Origin of the sequence: Flavobacterium sp. YO64, from assembly GCF_004119505.1 — a bacterium.
GTDB lineage: Bacteria > Bacteroidota > Bacteroidia > Flavobacteriales > Flavobacteriaceae > Flavobacterium > Flavobacterium oncorhynchi.
The window spans coordinates 25,209-41,696 of sequence record NZ_NRQV01000003.1 but is presented as its reverse complement, the minus strand read 5'-3'; the positions used below and the strand labels follow the sequence as shown (position 1 = coordinate 41,696).

The following is a 16,488-nucleotide window of genomic DNA, read 5'->3' as shown; positions in this document are numbered from 1 at the left end:
TTTAACATTTTACTATTATTTACTCGTTTACTCGCTGAATATAATTAAATAAATTGATATGATTTACAATGTCACTAAAGATAAACTTATTGCTATATTGAATTCATATTAAACAGATAAAAATAAAATAATTATCTTCCCAACCTTTTGTTGTTTTTTGTTCTCTATAACAATATGAACCTTAATTTTTATGTCATGAAATTAAAATTGTTTTTGTCTGCGTCGGGCATTTTTCAAATGAATTTGAATGTATTTCTTTTCTTTCTTGTTTTTGTTGGAACAAAAACTTTTGCACAAAGTCCTGAACTTACCGTTAAAGGAGAAGAAGCGGAAAAAGTGAGAATGAATAAACTTTTCGTTAATGTAAAAGTGGTGGGCAACATTGCTTATACGACTGCTGAAATGCATTTTTTCAATTCGGGGACACGACAAATGGAAGCGGAACTTATTTTTCCGCTGCCAGAAAATGTTTCAGTTTCAAGATATGCGATTGATATAAATGGGAAATTGAGAGAAGCCGTTCCAGTGAATAAAAATAAAGGGAAACAGGTTTTTGAAGCCATCGAACATCGCCGTGTTGATCCGGGATTATTAGAGAAAGTCGACGGAAATAATTTTAAAACGAGAATTTATCCGTTGATGCCAAATGGCGAACGAACTGTTGTTATTGGCTATGAAGAGGAACTTTCCGCTTTTGATAAAGATAATTTGGCGTATCAATTGGTGAGCCGATTCCCGAAAAAATTAGATCAGTTTGAAATTAATGTTTCGGTATTAGGGGCTTCAACCGCGCCAATTGTTACTGGAAATTCAGGAAACGAAATTGCTTTTTCAAAATGGAATCAAGCTTTTCAGGCTTCGGTAAAAAAAGAAAATTATCAGCCGGAAGAAAAATTGGTTTTTAAGATTCCGATACAGCAAAATATCCCAAGTGTTTTGATGCAGAATGTTGGCGGTCAATATTATTTTTATGGAAATACTTTTATCGAAGGAAACAAAACGACTAAAAAAACACCGGCTTCAATTGGTTTGATTTGGGATAATTCTTTGAGTTGTAAAAATCGAGATATCAAGAAAGAATTGGATTTGTTGGATGCGTATTTTCAAAAGATAAAAAACACAAAAGTGACTTTGTATTTTCTAAATTATACTTTCGAAAAACAAAAAGAATTTGTGGTTTCTAATGGAAATTGGTCGGAATTAAAAACCATTTTAGAAAAAACAAAATACGATGGCGGAACACGTTATTCGCAAATCAGTTTTGAAAATCAAGATGAATATTTATTTTTCTCTGACGGATTATCTTCTTTAAGTGAAAATGTTATGCCAAAAACTAAGAAAGCTGTTTACACAATTACGTCTTCAGTTTCTGCAGATTTTGCTTTTCTGAATTTTTCTTCAACTAAAACTGGAGGGAATTTTATCAATTTAAATCAGGTAAATTCGGAAACAGCTTTGGATAAATTGACAAATGCTAATTTGAAGTTTCTTGGCATAAAAGAGAATTTGACCGTAACTGATTTATTTCCAATGGAAGGAACTTCGGTTTCTGGGAATTTTAGTTTTTCGGGTATTTCTTTAAATCCTCAAAACGAAATTACGCTTCTTTTTGGTTACGAAAATGAGGTAGTTTTGGAACGAAAAATTACGCTTGATGTTGCTGTTCAAAATGCAGGAGATATTAATGTGGAGAAACTTTGGGCGCAGAAAAAAATTGCCAATCTTGAATTGCAATACGCTAAAAACGCAGATGAAATAGAGTTTCTTGGAAAGAAATTTGGCATTGTAACCAAAAATACTTCATTGATTGTTCTGGAAAATGTGAGAGATTATATTATGTACGATATTATTCCGCCAGCAGAATTACGTGCTGAATTTGACAGAATTAAAAAACAAGAACATGATGCTAATCTGGCTCAGCAAAAAAGTAATTGGGACAATATAGAAAGTTATTTTAAGGGATTAGATGTTTGGTGGAAAAAGAATTTTAAGTATAATGGGCAAAAAATAGCATCTAAGTACAAACACAAAAGACAAGTTCCGCCACCGCCGCCGTCAAGTGCTGAAAGCAGAAATGGGGATTTAAGAATTGGAACTGACACCATAATTGGAACTGAGACTATAAAAGGAGATCCTGATGCTGCTTTAACAGTAGACGAACCTGTTGGAGCAGGATCAGTTTCAACTGTTATTGTGGAAGATAATGCTGTGTATAATACATCTACTCCGCCATCTCCGCCAAAAATTGATCAGGTAAAATTTGTTACACCAGTAGTTGCAAAAGCACAAGAAGTTACTGAAGATATACCAGTAATTGTGGAATTAAAGGATAAGAAAGTTGGAAGTGAAGTAATTAAGGAAGATTCAAATTCTACTAAATTACAAGAAACAGTTGTAGTGGGATACGGTACTCAAAAAAAATCAGATTTAGTGGGTTATCTTCCGGAAAATGCTTCAAAAAACAAAGACCTTTCACAAGATTTAAATTTCAGTAGAGGTTATTTAGCTGGAGATTCAAAAAAGCCTTTAATTATAGTTGATGGTCAGTTTTATGAGGGTGAATTGACTGATTTAAAGTCAGATGATATTGATACAGTTGATGTTTTGAAAGATGCGTCGAGAATTTCTGCTTATGGCAGCAAAGGGGCAAATGGAGTTATTATTATAACAACGAAAAAGCAATCTTCAAATAGTGGAGTTGTGCAAACAAAAAGTTGGAATCCAGACAGATTGTATTTAAAGGCATTAGCATCAGCACCAAAAGAAAAACAATACGATTTGTATTTGGATTTAAGAAAAGCACAAGAAAGAAATCCGAGTTTTTATTTTGATGTAGCTCATTTTTTCTACAATCAGGGCGATCTTAAAAAAGCGCTGCTGATCATTAGTAATATTGCAGATTTAGGTTTAGAGAATCATCAGCTTTATAAAACGTTGACTTATACTTTACGTCAATGGAAAGATTATAATGATGCCGTTTTTACCGCAAAACAAGTCGTAAAATGGAGAGAGCATGAACCACAGAGTTTTAGAGATTATGCTTTAACACTAGAAGATGCAGGGAAATATCAAGAAGCTTTTGATGAATTAATTAAAGCCCTTGAAGTAAATTATTATGGAGAAATGAGCGGTCAGTATGAAGGTGTAGAAGATATTGTTTTAATGGATATTAATCGAATGATAACGGCACATTCTGGTATAAAAACGGCTAAGCTTGATAAAAAGTACCTTGCAAAAATGCCTGTTGATATCAGAATCATTATGAACTGGAACCAAATGGATGTTGATTTGGATTTGCATGTAATTGAACCAACAAATGAAGAATGTTATTATAGCCACACTTCTACACAAATTGGAGGAAGGTTTTCTAAAGATTTTACAGAGGGTTATGGCCCGGAACAATATATAATCAGAAATGCTGTAAAAGGAAAATATCAAATTAAAACTAATTTCTTTGGAGAAACGACATTGACGGAAAATGGTCCGGCAACATTAATGGTCGAAATTTATATTACCAAAGCAGGAAAAACTTCTAGGACTTTAAAAACAATTCAGTTAGGGAAAATAAAAGAGAATCAAGCTTTAGCCGAAATTATTTGGTAAAGTCTTCTAATTAAACGGATGTCTTTTAAATTTAAAAGGCGAAATTGCGTTGTTCCATTCTAAAAACGTAATTTTGCCTTTTATTTTTTTAGGTTTATAAAGCAATCTAAAATAAGCAATCTAAAATTAAAGAATGACAGGAACCGTTTATAAGTCTACAGGAAGTTGGTATACCGTAAAATCTGAAAAAGGCGATTTTATCGAATGCCGTATGAAAGGGAAGTTTAGGATGAAAGGAATTAAAAGTACCAATCCTATTGCTGTAGGCGATATTGTCGATTATGAATTAGAAGAAACTTCGGATGCTTTAACGGGAACAATTCATAATATTCACGAAAGAAAAAACTACATCGTTCGTAAATCGGTTAACTTGTCAAAGCAGATTCATATTATAGCTTCGAATATCGATCAGGTGTTTTTGTTGGTTACAATTGATAATCCGCCAACAACAACAAGTTTTATCGACCGCTTTTTGGTTACTGCCGAAGCTTACGGAATTGAAGCTGTTCTAATTTTTAATAAAATTGATACGCTGAATGAACAGACTTTAGACGATCAGCTTTATTTACAACATATTTATACCGAAATAGGATATAAATGCCTAAGAATTTCTTCAACAGAAAATAAAGGAGTTAATAAATTGAAAGAAATGATGATAGGTAAAGTAAGCATGTTTTCAGGACATTCCGGAGTTGGAAAATCAACTTTGGTCAATGCAATGGAACCAAGTTTACATTTAAAAACGACCGTAATTTCAGAACAAAGTAAACAAGGGCAGCATACAACAACTTTTGCTGAAATGTATGATCTGTCTTTTGATGCCCGAATTATTGACACACCAGGAATTAAAGGTTTCGGAATTGTTGATATGGAGCCAACAGAAATCAGCGGTTATTTCCCTGAATTTTTTAAGCTTAAAGATCAATGTAAATTCAATAATTGTTTGCATAAAGAAGAACCGCATTGCGCTATAAAAGCTGCTTTAGAAAAAGATGAAATCGCCTGGTCACGCTACAACAGTTATCTTAAGATATTAGAAGGCGATGAGGAACATTACCGAACTGATATTTATGGCGATGATCGTGCAGCGAGTGATGAAACGAGAAAATAGCCATTTGCATTTAATAGCCAGTATTTTACACTTTAAAAAGGTCACTCTACTACCAAAATAATATTTTAATTCATGAAAATTGTTCTTCAAAGAGTTTCAGAAGCTTCCGTTACTGTTGACGGAGAAAAAACAGCCAACATAAAAAAAGGGTTATTGGTTTTAGTTGGAATTGAAGATGCCGATACTCAGGAAGATATTGACTGGCTTGCTGGAAAAATAATAAAAATGAGAATTTTTGGAGACGAAAATGACGTTATGAACTGCTCGGTTCAAGACATCGACGGCGATATAATTGTCGTTAGTCAATTTACACTTCACGCTTCTACAAAAAAAGGAAACCGACCATCTTACATAAAAGCCGCAAAACCTGAATTTGCGATTCCCATGTATGAGAACTTTGTAAAATCTTTAGAAAAAGAGTTCGATAAAAAAGTACAAACTGGAATTTTTGGCGCTGATATGAAGGTAAGTCTGATAAATGATGGCCCTGTTACTATCTTAATAGACAGTAAAAACAGAGATTAAAAAATCATTAGACAAATGTTAAGAATTTCTAAAAAAAATATATATTTGAAGAAATTACTTACCAATGAGAAGCCCGAGATTATCGTTAGTTTTTTTCTTATTTACCCTTATTTCATTTGCACAAAAGGCTAATTACAGTATTGCCTTAATTCCAGATAGTCTAAAACAAAATGCGAATGCAGTTGTTCGATTAGATCAAATTGATATTATGATTGCTTCGCAACGAAGCATGAATATTAAAACACAAAGAGTTGTAACGGTTTTAAATGAAAAAGGACTTAGTCATATTGATGCTTATCAGCATTATGATAAAACCACTTCAATCAGCAGTATCGAAGCTGTTGTTTATGATGCGGCCGGAAATGAAATAAAAAAAATCAAACGAAAAGATTTTAAAGATCAGAGCGCTGTAAGTGGGAGCACGCTTTTCTCAGACAGCCGTGTTGTTTTTTTAAGTTACACTCCAATTTTATATCCATTTACAATTGCGTACAGCTGTGAAACAGAAACTTCAAATACGGCTTTTATACCACGATGGTATTTCTTGGGCGGTTACAATGTAAGCGTCGAAAAATGTGTGCTCAATGTTTCTTACCCAAGTGATTTAGGATTCAAAAAAAAGGAATTTCAGTTTTCTGGATATAATATAAAAAAATCAGAAGAGTCTACTACAAAACTCGGTTATATAGCACAGAATATATTAGCACAGAAATTAGAAGATTTAAGTCCATCTTCAGAAGTTTTGTTTCCAAGAGTCATGATGGGGCTTGAAAAATTTCATTTAGAAGGCGTTGATGGTACAGCAACAACTTGGGAAGCATTTGGGAAATGGTACGGAGAGAAGGTTTTAACAGGAACAACCATTTTGCCAGAAGAAACCAAAGCGAAAATGAAAGTGCTTGTTGGCGATGAAAAAGACCCAATCAAGAAAGCAAAAATCATTTATGATTACGTACAGAAGAAATCAAGATATGTAAATATTGCGGTTGGAATTGGTGGTTGGAAACCAATGCTTGCCAGCGACGTTGATCGTTTAGGTTATGGCGACTGCAAGGCTTTGTCAAATTATACCAAAGCACTTTTGCAGGCAGTTGATGTGCCGTCTTATAATACAATTTTATATGGTGATGCTGATAAGGCAAATATCCAATCTGATTTTGTTTCGATGCAGGGAAATCATATGATATTAGCAATTCCCAATGGTGATACTTATACTTGGCTGGAATGCACAAGTCAAGATGCCCCGTTTGGTTACCAAGGTACTTTTACTGATGATAGAGATGTTTTGGTGGTTAAACCTGAAGGCGGAGAAATTGTTAGAACTAAAATTTATGATGATAAAGGAAATACTCAAATAGGAAAAGGGACGTATACTGTTAATGAAAATGGTGATTTCTCAGGGGTTTTAAAAATAGATTCGCAAGGAAGTCAATATGATGCGAAATCCAGAGTCGAAACCTTACAGCCAAATGAAAAAGAAAAACACTACAAAGAGTATTGGGATAATATCAACAATTTGAAGTTGGGTAAAATAACGTTTACTAATGATAAAGAAAATATTCGTTTTATAGAAGATGTTCAAATAAGCGCTTCAAATTATGGTCAGATTTCAGGAAACAAAATAATTTTTGTCTTAGATGCTTTTAACCAATATACAGGAAATGTAAACAGAATTAGAAATCGTAAAAATCCATTTCAAATTCAGCGCGGCTATTTAGATGCAGATGAAATTGAAATAAATCTTCCTGCAGGTTTTAGTATCGAATTTCTTCCTCAAAATTATGAGCTTAAAGGAAAATTCGGAGAATACAAAACGGAGATAATTAAAAAAGATAATAACAAACTAATCTATAAAAGATCTATGCTTCTAAATAACGGAAAGTATTCCAGTAAAGAATATGATGAATATAGACTTTTTATGGAGCAAGTTTCGCGAAACGACAATGCAAAAATTATATTAACCAAAAACTAACCCAAATAAACCATAACCAAAATGAAATTTAGTAAACCATTATGTTTATCAATTCTGTTGTTGTTTGTTTCAAAAATAAACGCGCAGGAATTTAAATTAGGAAAAGTGTCAATTGCAGAACTAGAACAAAAAGTTCATCCTAAAGACTCATCGGCAGTGGCAGCTGTATTGTACACAAGAGGAAAAGCGAGAATTGAATATGATATAAACGACGGGTTTATTACTTTGACAGACGTCGAAACCAGAATTAAGATTTACAAAAAAGAAGGGTACGATTGGGCAAACCAAAAAGTTTGGTATTATAATAACGGTAGTTTTAAAGAAAAAGTTAGTTTTTCTGATGCAGTGACTTATAATCTTGTAGATGGTAAAATTGAAAAAACAAAGCTAAAAAGCGATGGAGCTTTTGATGAAGTCATAAACAAATTTAGAGGTCAAAAAAAGATTACGATGCCTAACGTAAAAGAAGGGTCAGTTATCGAATTTAGTTATTCGGTAAGAAGTCCGAGTGCTCAGTCAATTAGAGAGTGGGATTTTCAGAGTAGTATTCCAGTGAATTATTCAGAGTTTAAAACGTACGTTCCTGAGTATTATGTTTTTAATACAAAACAAAGAGGATACGTTTATCCAAAAATCACAACTGCGAAGAACTTGAAAGAAATTGTTTTTACTAGTAAAGAGCGATCTGATGGTGTTTCTCGAACTAGTTTTTCTCAAGAAAAAGTAGCTTATCAAGAAACGCAAACTACTTACGTTGCTACAGATTTTCCAGCAATGAAAGAAGAAGCTTATGTTAATAATATTGATAATTACACATCAAGTATAGCACACGAATTATCGATGACCAGATTTCCAAATTCACCACTAAAGACTTTTTCGACAGATTGGAATTCTGTAGCAAAAACAATTTATGATTATGATGATTTTGGTCCGGAATTGAATAAAACAGGTTATTTCGAGGAGGATTTGAAGAAAATATTGGCCGATAAAAATACTGTGGAAGAAAAGATTCTGGTAATTTTTGATCACGTTAAAGCAAATGTGAAATGGAATGATTATTACGGATATGGCTGTGATAATGGAGTAAAAAAAGCGTATAAAGAAAAAACAGGAAACATTGCCGATATCAACTTGATGTTAACGGCCATGCTGCGCAATGCAGGATTAACAGCAAATCCGGTTTTAGTAAGTACACGTTCTAATGGAATTTCAGTTTTTCCAAACAGAACCGCTTTCAATTATGTAATTGCTGCTGTTGAAACACCAAATGGAAATATTTTATTAGACGCTTCAGATAAATTTGCAACTCCAAATGTTTTACCATTTAGAGCGTTAAACTGGCTAGGAAGATTAATTAGAAAAGACGGTAGTTCTGAAGAAGTTGATTTAATGCCTAAAAAGGCTTCAAATGATATTGTTTTTATAAATTATAGTATTGATCCAGAAGGTAAGGTTACAGGGAAAACCAGAAGACAGTGTACTGATTATAATGCGATGATTACCAGAAAGAATATTTTTAGTTTAAAAGAAGAAGAATATTTAGAAAAACTAGAGAATGAGAATAATAAAATAGAAATTTCTGAATACTCGAAAGCAAACGAAAAAGATCTCTTGATGCCAATTACAGAATCATATTCGTTTGCAGGGAATAATTTATGTGAAGTTATAGGGGGTAAAATATACGTTAGCCCAATGTTGTTTTTTACAAACGAAAAAAATCCATTTAAACAAGAAGTAAGAGAGTATCCAGTAGATTTTGGGTATCCGTTTTTAGATAAATATAATATTATTATTAGGATTCCAGATGGTTTTGCAGTTGAGACTCTTCCAAAAGCAGCCATTATTAATATGGAGGATAATTTAGGAAGCTTTAAATTTAATATTGCTTCAGATGGCAGTACATTACAATTAAATATTCAGCACCAGATAAATGAAGCAATTGTTTCAACTGATCAATATGAAATGCTGAAAGAATACTATAAAGGAATGATTGCAAAAGAAACGGAGAAAATAGTTTTAAAAAGAATATAATATGAATTTTAAAACCTTAGTAATAATTGCTTTTTTAATCTTTGGAATTGTAAAAACCAACGCTCAAAATTATGAGCTTGGAAAAGTTATGGTTGATGAATTGCAGGAAAAAATACATCCTGCAGATTCCTCAGCCGCAGCGGCAATTTTATTTAAAAAAGGGAAAACGGTCTTTACTTATAGTGAGAAAATCGGTTTTTCTGCAATTCATACTTATGAATTTAAAATCAAAATATACAAAAAAGAAGGTCTCAAATGGGCAAATCAGAAGGTGCAGTATTATGTTGGATATCAGAATTTAAATGAAGACTTGTTGACATTTTCAAATGCGGTAACCTACAATCTTGAAAATGGTAAAATTGAAAAAATAAAGCTTGAAAATCAAGCACAATTCAAGAAGAAAATTAATGAATACTGGAATGAAAAATCAATTACATTTCCAAATGTAAAAGTTGGGTCTATAATAGAATATAAATATATTTTAAAGACTGAAAACATTGTTCAATTTCCCGATTTTGATTTTCAATATAGTATTCCTTTAAATTATTTTGAATATAAAACAGAGTTTCCAGAATATTATATTTATAAAACTCTTTTAGTAGGTAATCATGCCTTAGAAAACAATTCTAAAATTGTGACGGGAAGTCAGGGTTTTATAAATAAATATGGTCAAGATTGTTCAATGACTTACAAGCAGATTAATGCATTTTATTCGGGGAAAAATATCTCTGCGCTAAAAGAAGAACCTTATGTCAATAATATAGAGAATTATCGAGGCTCTATCAAACATGAATTAGAACGTGTTCGAATGCCGGATCAGCCTGTGAAGGATTATACAATAACATGGGAAGGTGTAGCTTCTACTATTTTTAAAGATGATCGTTTTGGGAAAGAGCTCAATAATAATAGTTTTTTGCTGGAAGACGTAAAAAAGATAGTTGCAAATGTTCCGTCTCAAAAAGATAGAATGAATGTTATTTTTCAGTTCGTTCAGAATAAAATGAACTGGAATGAAATTAATAGTTTATACACAGATAAAGGAATTGAAAAAGCATATAAAGATCAAACTGGAAATATTGTAGAAATCAATTTCATACTGTTAAATATGTTGAAATGGGCAGGAATAGAAGCAAATCCCGTTTTGGTGAGTACAATTGAAAATGGAATTCCAATTTATCCTACAAGAACCGGGTTTAATTATGTAATTGCAGCAGTTGAAATTGATGGAAAGCAAATTTTATTAGATGCATCTAGAAAATTTACATCACCAGATATACTTCCTTTAAATGTTTTAAATTGGAAAGGAAGATTAATTAAGAGTGACGGAACTTCTAAAGAAATTGATTTAGTTCCGCGACAACCTTCAAGAGAAAATGTTAATATAAGCTTTAGAATTAATGAAGAGGGAAAAATCGATGGAAAAATTAGAATTCAAAGAACAGATTATAAAGCTTATAGATTTAGAGTAGAAAACGGAAAACAAAATCAAGAGAATTATCTCGAAAAATTGGAGCAGCAGCTTGGTGATCTAAAGATTTCTGATTATTTAGTAACTAATAAAATTTCCAATATTTCCGATCCGCTTGTAGAAACTTTTACTTTTGAAACTGATAATTTTGTGGAAAGGATAGGAGAGAAATTGTATGTAAATCCCATGTTGTTCTATACGCAGTCAAAAAATCCTTTTGTACAGGAAGATAGACAAATGGGAGTTTATTTTGGATATCCTACACAAGAAAAAGTTTTTGCAATTTTGGAAATACCACAAGGTTATATTGTAGAAATGCTTCCAAAATCAACCAGACTTTCGCTCGAAGATAAGTCTATAAGTTTATCATTAAATATTTTAAACGAAGGAAACAAAATCCAATTTAGCTTTTCAAAAGACATTAACAATAGTATTTTTGCAGCTGAAGACTACAATGCATTGAAAACTTTGTTTCAAAAAATGATTGCTAGTCAAAATGAAAAAATTGTTCTAAAAAAAGCTTAAAGATGGATTTGAAAAATGCACAACTAGATGTTGATACTTGGATAAAAGAACACGGCGTTCGTTATTTTAACGAATTAACCAATATGGCTCAGCTTACAGAAGAAGTAGGCGAAGTGGCTAGAATTATTGCTCGTCGTTATGGAGAACAATCAGAAAAAGAAAGTGATAAAAATAAAGATTTAGGCGAAGAATTAGCCGATGTTGTTTTTGTTGTTCTATGTCTTGCGAATCAAACAGGAATCGATTTACAAGCCGCTTTTGATAAAAAAATGGACTTAAAATCAGTTAGAGATAAAGATCGTCACAAAAACAACGATAAATTGAAATAATTGTGAAATTTTAACTCAGATTTTGATTTACGGGCGAGGAGTGGTAAATTGCGCACTCGAATTATGTCACTCACAATTCGCAATACATAACTAAAATCATGAATTTAAAATTAAGCACGAATTCACAATTTACGATTGATAATTCGCAACTAAATATCACGGGTTCTAAAAGCGAAACAAATCGCTTATTATTACTAAAAGCTTTATTTCCAAATATTACATTAGCTAATACTTCTAACTCTGATGACAGCGAAGTAATGCAGAAAGCTCTAGCTGGAAATGACGAAATTGTTGACATTCATCACGCTGGAACCGCAATGCGTTTCTTAACAGCATATTTTGCAGTTAACGAAGGCAGAGAAGTGGTAATGACAGGTTCAAGCAGAATGCAAGAACGTCCGATTAAAATTTTAGTTGAAGCTTTGGCACAATTAGGAGTTGAAATTTCATATGAAAAAGAAGTTGGTTATCCGCCAATTCGAATCAAAGGAAAAAAAGTAACTGCTTCAAAAGTTACTTTAGCAGCAAATGTTAGCAGCCAATATATTTCGGCGTTATTGTTAGTAGCGGCAAAATTAGAGAATGGTTTAGAATTGACTTTAGAAGGAGAAATTACTTCGATTCCGTATATCAAAATGACTTTGGCCTTGCTGAAAGATTTAGATATTCAAACTAGTTTTGAGGGAAATGTAATAAAAGTTTATCCTAAAGAATCTATTGAGTCGAAAGAAATGGTTGTAGAATCTGATTGGAGTTCTGCGTCGTATTTCTTCAGTCTTGCGGCTTTGGCCGATGCTGCAAAAATAACTTTAAGCAGCTATAAAGAAAACAGCTTGCAAGGAGATTCAGAATTAGTTTCTCTGTATGAAAAAATGGGTGTAAAAACTACTTTCCAAAATAATCAAATGACATTGGAAAAACAGGCAGGTTTTACATATGAAGATGTAAATTTTGAATTGAATAATACACCAGATATTGCGCAAACAATTGTAGTAACTTGTTTAGGTTTAGGAATCGGATGCCATTTAACAGGTCTTCATACGTTGAAAATTAAAGAAACGGATAGACTCGAGGCTTTAAGAATTGAGCTTACAAAATTAGGAGCCAATATTTCTGTAACTAACGACAGTTTGACTTTATTGCCATCTGGAGAAATTAATCAGGATGTTCATATTGCAACTTACAACGATCACCGTATGGCAATGGCATTTGCTCCGCTTGCTATAAAAGTGCCAATTATTATTGATGATGCTGAAGTAGTTTCAAAATCATATCCAGATTTTTGGAATGATTTAAAAGCATTAAACTTTCAGATTTCAGAATTATAAAATTTTTTGAAACCATATAAGTTATATAAGTTCATAAAAGAGGCTTTATACAAAACTTGATCACATAACCTCTGGTTTCAACCAGAGGTTTTTTTATGGTTGAATTTGGGTATAACCACAAAATTTCTCCTTCGTTGAAATGACAATAATTCGTTAAATTAGGATTGTGTAAGAAAAAAAACATTTTTAATGCTTTCCGAAACATCACTAAATCAAGGGCTTTTGAAAATAAACGTCAAAACACTTGACAACGCCTATCTCACAATCGTATATTTGCAAGCGATTTAAAATTTTAGATAAAAAAGTCTAAGATTGATATTTTAAAATCTAACTTCAAATATGAAATTATCACACTTCAATTTCAATTTACCGAAAGAACTTTTGGCTGAATTTCCGGCAGAAAATAGAGATGAATCTCGTTTAATGGTAATTGACCGTCAAAAACAAACAATCGAACATAAAATGTTTAAAGATGTTATCAATTATTTTGATGACGGAGACGTTTTAATTCTTAACAATACAAAAGTTTTTCCTGCACGTTTGTACGGAAACAAAGAAAAAACGGGTGCAAGAATTGAGGTTTTCTTATTAAGAGAATTAAATTCTGAGCAGCGTTTATGGGATGTTTTAGTTGATCCAGCTAGAAAAATCCGTATTGGAAATAAACTTTATTTTGGCGATGATGATTCATTAGTTGCCGAAGTAATTGATAATACAACTTCTCGTGGTAGAACATTACGTTTTTTATATGACGGTTCTTACGAAGAGTTTAGAAACAAATTGACAGAACTTGGAGAAACTCCAATTCCTAAATATATCAGCAGAGAGGTTACTGCCGAAGATGCTGAAAGATACCAAACCATTTATGCAAAAGAAGAAGGAGCTGTAGCGGCACCAACTGCTGGTCTACACTTTTCAAAACACCTTTTGAAAAAATTAGAAATCAAAGGAGTAAACTTTGCTGAGGTTACACTTCACGTAGGTTTAGGAACTTTTAATCCAGTTGAGGTTGAAGATTTATCTAAACACAAAATGGATTCAGAAGAATTAATTATCAGACAAGAGGCTTGTGACATCGTAAATGAAGCAAAAGCAAAGAAAAAACGTATTTGTGCTGTAGGAACAACTTCTATGCGTGCAATCGAAAGTTCTGTTTCTTCTGCAAATACTTTAAATCCTTATGAAGGATGGACAAATAAATTTATTTTTCCTCCTCACGATTTTAGTATTGCAAACTGTATGATTACTAATTTCCACACACCAAAATCAACATTATTAATGATGATTTCTGCTTTCTGTGGTCATGACTTAATGAAAAAAGCATACGACGAAGCGATCAAAGAAGGATATAAATTCTATTCTTACGGAGATGCGATGTTAATTCTTTAATTAGAATTTATTTTCAAAATAAGAACCCGACAGTTTTTTTAGAATCTGTCGGGTTTTCTGTTTTTAATGGTTTCAAGTTTGATGTTCGTTATGCGATTTAACCGCAAAGTTCGCAAAGCTTTGCGTTCTTATGCATTTGGCAAACACAAACGGAACAAAAAACCTTGCGAACTTTGCGGTTAAATACCAGGAAGCATATCAACTTGAAACCTTAAACTTGAAACAAAATAAACAATTTTTGTTATTTTAGCATCCAAAACAAAAACACAATGACTTTTCAAAATACACGCGAATTTGCGAAACAACTTGATGCACAAGATGCGTTGAGTCACTATCAACAAGAATTCATTTTTCCAAAGGTTAATGACAAACGAGTAATTTATTTTACAGGAAATTCTTTAGGATTACAACCAAAACGCACAAAAGCTTATATAGATGAGGTAATGAATGACTGGGCAGAATTAGCTGTAGAAGGTCATTTTTATGCAGATAAACCTTGGTGGGATTATCAGGAAAGATTTGCAGAACCGTTGAGTAAAATTGTGGGAGCGCTTCCGTCAGAAGTTACGGTTATGAATACTTTAACCGTAAATCTTCATTTATTGATGGTTTCATTTTATCAGCCAAAAGGCAAACGTTATAAAATTATCTGCGAAGAAAAAGCATTTCCATCAGATCAATATATGTTTCAAAGTCAAGTGAATTTTCATGGCTATAAACCAGAAGATGCTATTGTAGAAATCAAACGCCGCGAAGGTGAGCATAATATTCGTCTTGAAGATGTTTTAGCAAAAATTGAAGAAGTTGGCGATGAATTAGCTTTAGTTTTAATTGGCGGAGTAAATTATTATACCGGGCAGGTTTTCGATATAAAAACTATTACCGCAGCTGGACATAAAGCTGGAGCAAAAGTGGGTTGGGATTTAGCACATGCAGCTGGAAATATCAAATTAGAACTTCACGATTGGAATGTAGATTTTGCTGCTTGGTGCAGTTATAAATATATGAATTCAGGACCAGGAAATGCTTCTGGAGTTTTTGTTCACGAAAGACATCACAATGATCCAGATTTACCACGTTTCGCTGGCTGGTGGGGACACAATAAAGAACGCCGTTTTAAAATGGAACCAACTTTTGATCCCGTTCACGGAGCAGGAGGATGGCAGATTAGTAATCTTCCGGTTTTGTCATTAGCACCTTACTTGGCATCTGTAGAAATGTTTGCTGAGGTTGGAATGGATGCTTTAATTGCAAAACGTGATCATATAACATCTTATTTAGAATTTATTCTGCACGAAATTGATAAGGAGGTTGAAAGTACTTTTGAAATTATTACACCTGTAAATCCAGAAGAAAGAGCCTCGCAATTGTCTGTTTTTCTACATGGAGAAGGAAGAAGCTTGTTTGATTATTTAATGAAAAATGGAGTTATTACAGATTGGCGTGAACCAAACGTAATTCGTCTGGCGCCAGTTCCTTTGTATTGCTCTTATGAGGATATGTATGACTTTGGGCAAATTTTGAAAAAAGGAATTTTAGGGAAGTAAAAAGAAGAATCTCGCAAAGTCGCAAAGTCGCAGAGGTGCAAAGTTTTTGCAAAGTTTCTATACAGTTTGTCATTTCTCGTTCCTCGAAATGACATAAAATTGTCAATAAGCCTATAATCTTCAAATCATATAAATTTTCCAAAAAATTCTGTAATAAACATTATAGCAGATATTCTTTATTTTGTAGTGTATAATTATTAAAAACTACAATCATGAAAGGCTTATATATTTTATTAGCGGTAATACTTTTAACTTCTTGTCAGAATCAAAATAAAGAAGATATAAATAAAGCCAAACAAGCCAGTATTGATTCAATGAAAGTTGAGATTAACAAGCAGCGAGTTATCGATTCAATGAAGACTGAAATGGCTAAGATTAAAGAAGAACAAAAAATTGAATCTGAAAAAGAAAAAGTTGTTGTTGTGCATCAGCAAGCAAATGGAACTGCTGCAGCGACAACAGCAGCACCAGCTAAAAAGAAAGGTTGGAGCTCTGCAGCTAAAGGCGCCGTAATTGGTGCAGGAGTTGGTGCAGCAACTGGAGCAATTGTCAGTAAGAAAAAAGGGCAAGGTGCAATTATAGGAGGATTAGCGGGAGCAGGAGTTGGAGCCGGAACAGGTGCTATTATTGATAGTAAAAAGAAAAAGGAGTAACTGCTTT

11 protein-coding genes are annotated in these 16,488 nt (G+C 32.8%); all 11 read left to right on the top strand.

Annotated elements, in window-relative coordinates:
- The first annotated feature begins 195 nt into the window (after positions 1 to 195).
- The 11 genes from BOW57_RS02785 (at position 196) to BOW57_RS02735 (ending at position 16,481) form a co-directional block, all read left to right on the top strand.
- The gene (locus BOW57_RS02785; RefSeq protein ID WP_129052972.1) at positions 196 to 3,603 is read left to right on the top strand and encodes a VIT domain-containing protein; all 3,408 of its coding nucleotides are present in this window, start codon (positions 196 to 198) and stop codon (positions 3,601 to 3,603) included.
- Between the two features lie 133 nt (positions 3,604 to 3,736).
- Positions 3,737 to 4,714, top strand: coding sequence for a ribosome small subunit-dependent GTPase A (gene rsgA, locus BOW57_RS02780; RefSeq protein WP_129052971.1), 978 nt, complete (start codon positions 3,737 to 3,739; stop codon positions 4,712 to 4,714).
- 72 nt (positions 4,715 to 4,786) lie between these two features.
- Positions 4,787 to 5,239 carry a D-aminoacyl-tRNA deacylase gene (gene dtd / locus BOW57_RS02775; protein WP_129052970.1) on the top strand — a complete coding sequence of 151 codons (453 nt, stop codon included), beginning with the start codon at positions 4,787 to 4,789 and terminating at the stop codon, positions 5,237 to 5,239.
- A 64-nt stretch (positions 5,240 to 5,303) separates the two neighbouring features.
- Positions 5,304 to 7,211 (top strand): DUF3857 domain-containing protein, encoded by a 1,908-nt coding sequence (locus BOW57_RS02770; protein WP_129052969.1) that lies wholly within the window; start codon positions 5,304 to 5,306, stop codon positions 7,209 to 7,211.
- A 21-nt stretch (positions 7,212 to 7,232) separates the two neighbouring features.
- Positions 7,233 to 9,242 carry a DUF3857 domain-containing protein gene (locus BOW57_RS02765; protein WP_129052968.1) on the top strand — a complete coding sequence of 670 codons (2,010 nt, stop codon included), beginning with the start codon at positions 7,233 to 7,235 and terminating at the stop codon, positions 9,240 to 9,242.
- A 1-nt stretch (position 9,243) separates the two neighbouring features.
- On the top strand, positions 9,244 to 11,235 hold the full coding sequence (locus BOW57_RS02760) for a DUF3857 domain-containing protein (RefSeq protein WP_129052967.1): 1,992 nt from the start codon (positions 9,244 to 9,246) through the stop codon (positions 11,233 to 11,235).
- Positions 11,236 to 11,237: 2 nt separating this feature from the next.
- Positions 11,238 to 11,564, top strand: a complete 327-nt coding sequence (locus tag BOW57_RS02755; protein ID WP_012022600.1) for a nucleotide pyrophosphohydrolase — start codon at positions 11,238 to 11,240, stop codon at positions 11,562 to 11,564.
- A gap of 98 nt (positions 11,565 to 11,662) precedes the next feature.
- A complete protein-coding gene (gene aroA, locus BOW57_RS02750) occupies positions 11,663 to 12,892 on the top strand; it encodes a 3-phosphoshikimate 1-carboxyvinyltransferase (protein WP_129052966.1) in 1,230 nt (409 codons plus the stop codon).
- A gap of 339 nt (positions 12,893 to 13,231) precedes the next feature.
- Positions 13,232 to 14,281 (top strand): tRNA preQ1(34) S-adenosylmethionine ribosyltransferase-isomerase QueA, encoded by a 1,050-nt coding sequence (queA, locus tag BOW57_RS02745; protein ID WP_089054258.1) that lies wholly within the window; start codon positions 13,232 to 13,234, stop codon positions 14,279 to 14,281.
- Positions 14,282 to 14,550: 269 nt separating this feature from the next.
- Positions 14,551 to 15,828 carry a kynureninase gene (kynU, locus tag BOW57_RS02740; protein ID WP_129052965.1) on the top strand — a complete coding sequence of 426 codons (1,278 nt, stop codon included), beginning with the start codon at positions 14,551 to 14,553 and terminating at the stop codon, positions 15,826 to 15,828.
- A gap of 212 nt (positions 15,829 to 16,040) precedes the next feature.
- Complete coding sequence (locus tag BOW57_RS02735) at positions 16,041 to 16,481, top strand: YMGG-like glycine zipper-containing protein (protein ID WP_129052964.1); 441 nt, start codon at positions 16,041 to 16,043, stop codon at positions 16,479 to 16,481.
- The last annotated feature ends 7 nt before the right edge of the window (positions 16,482 to 16,488 follow it).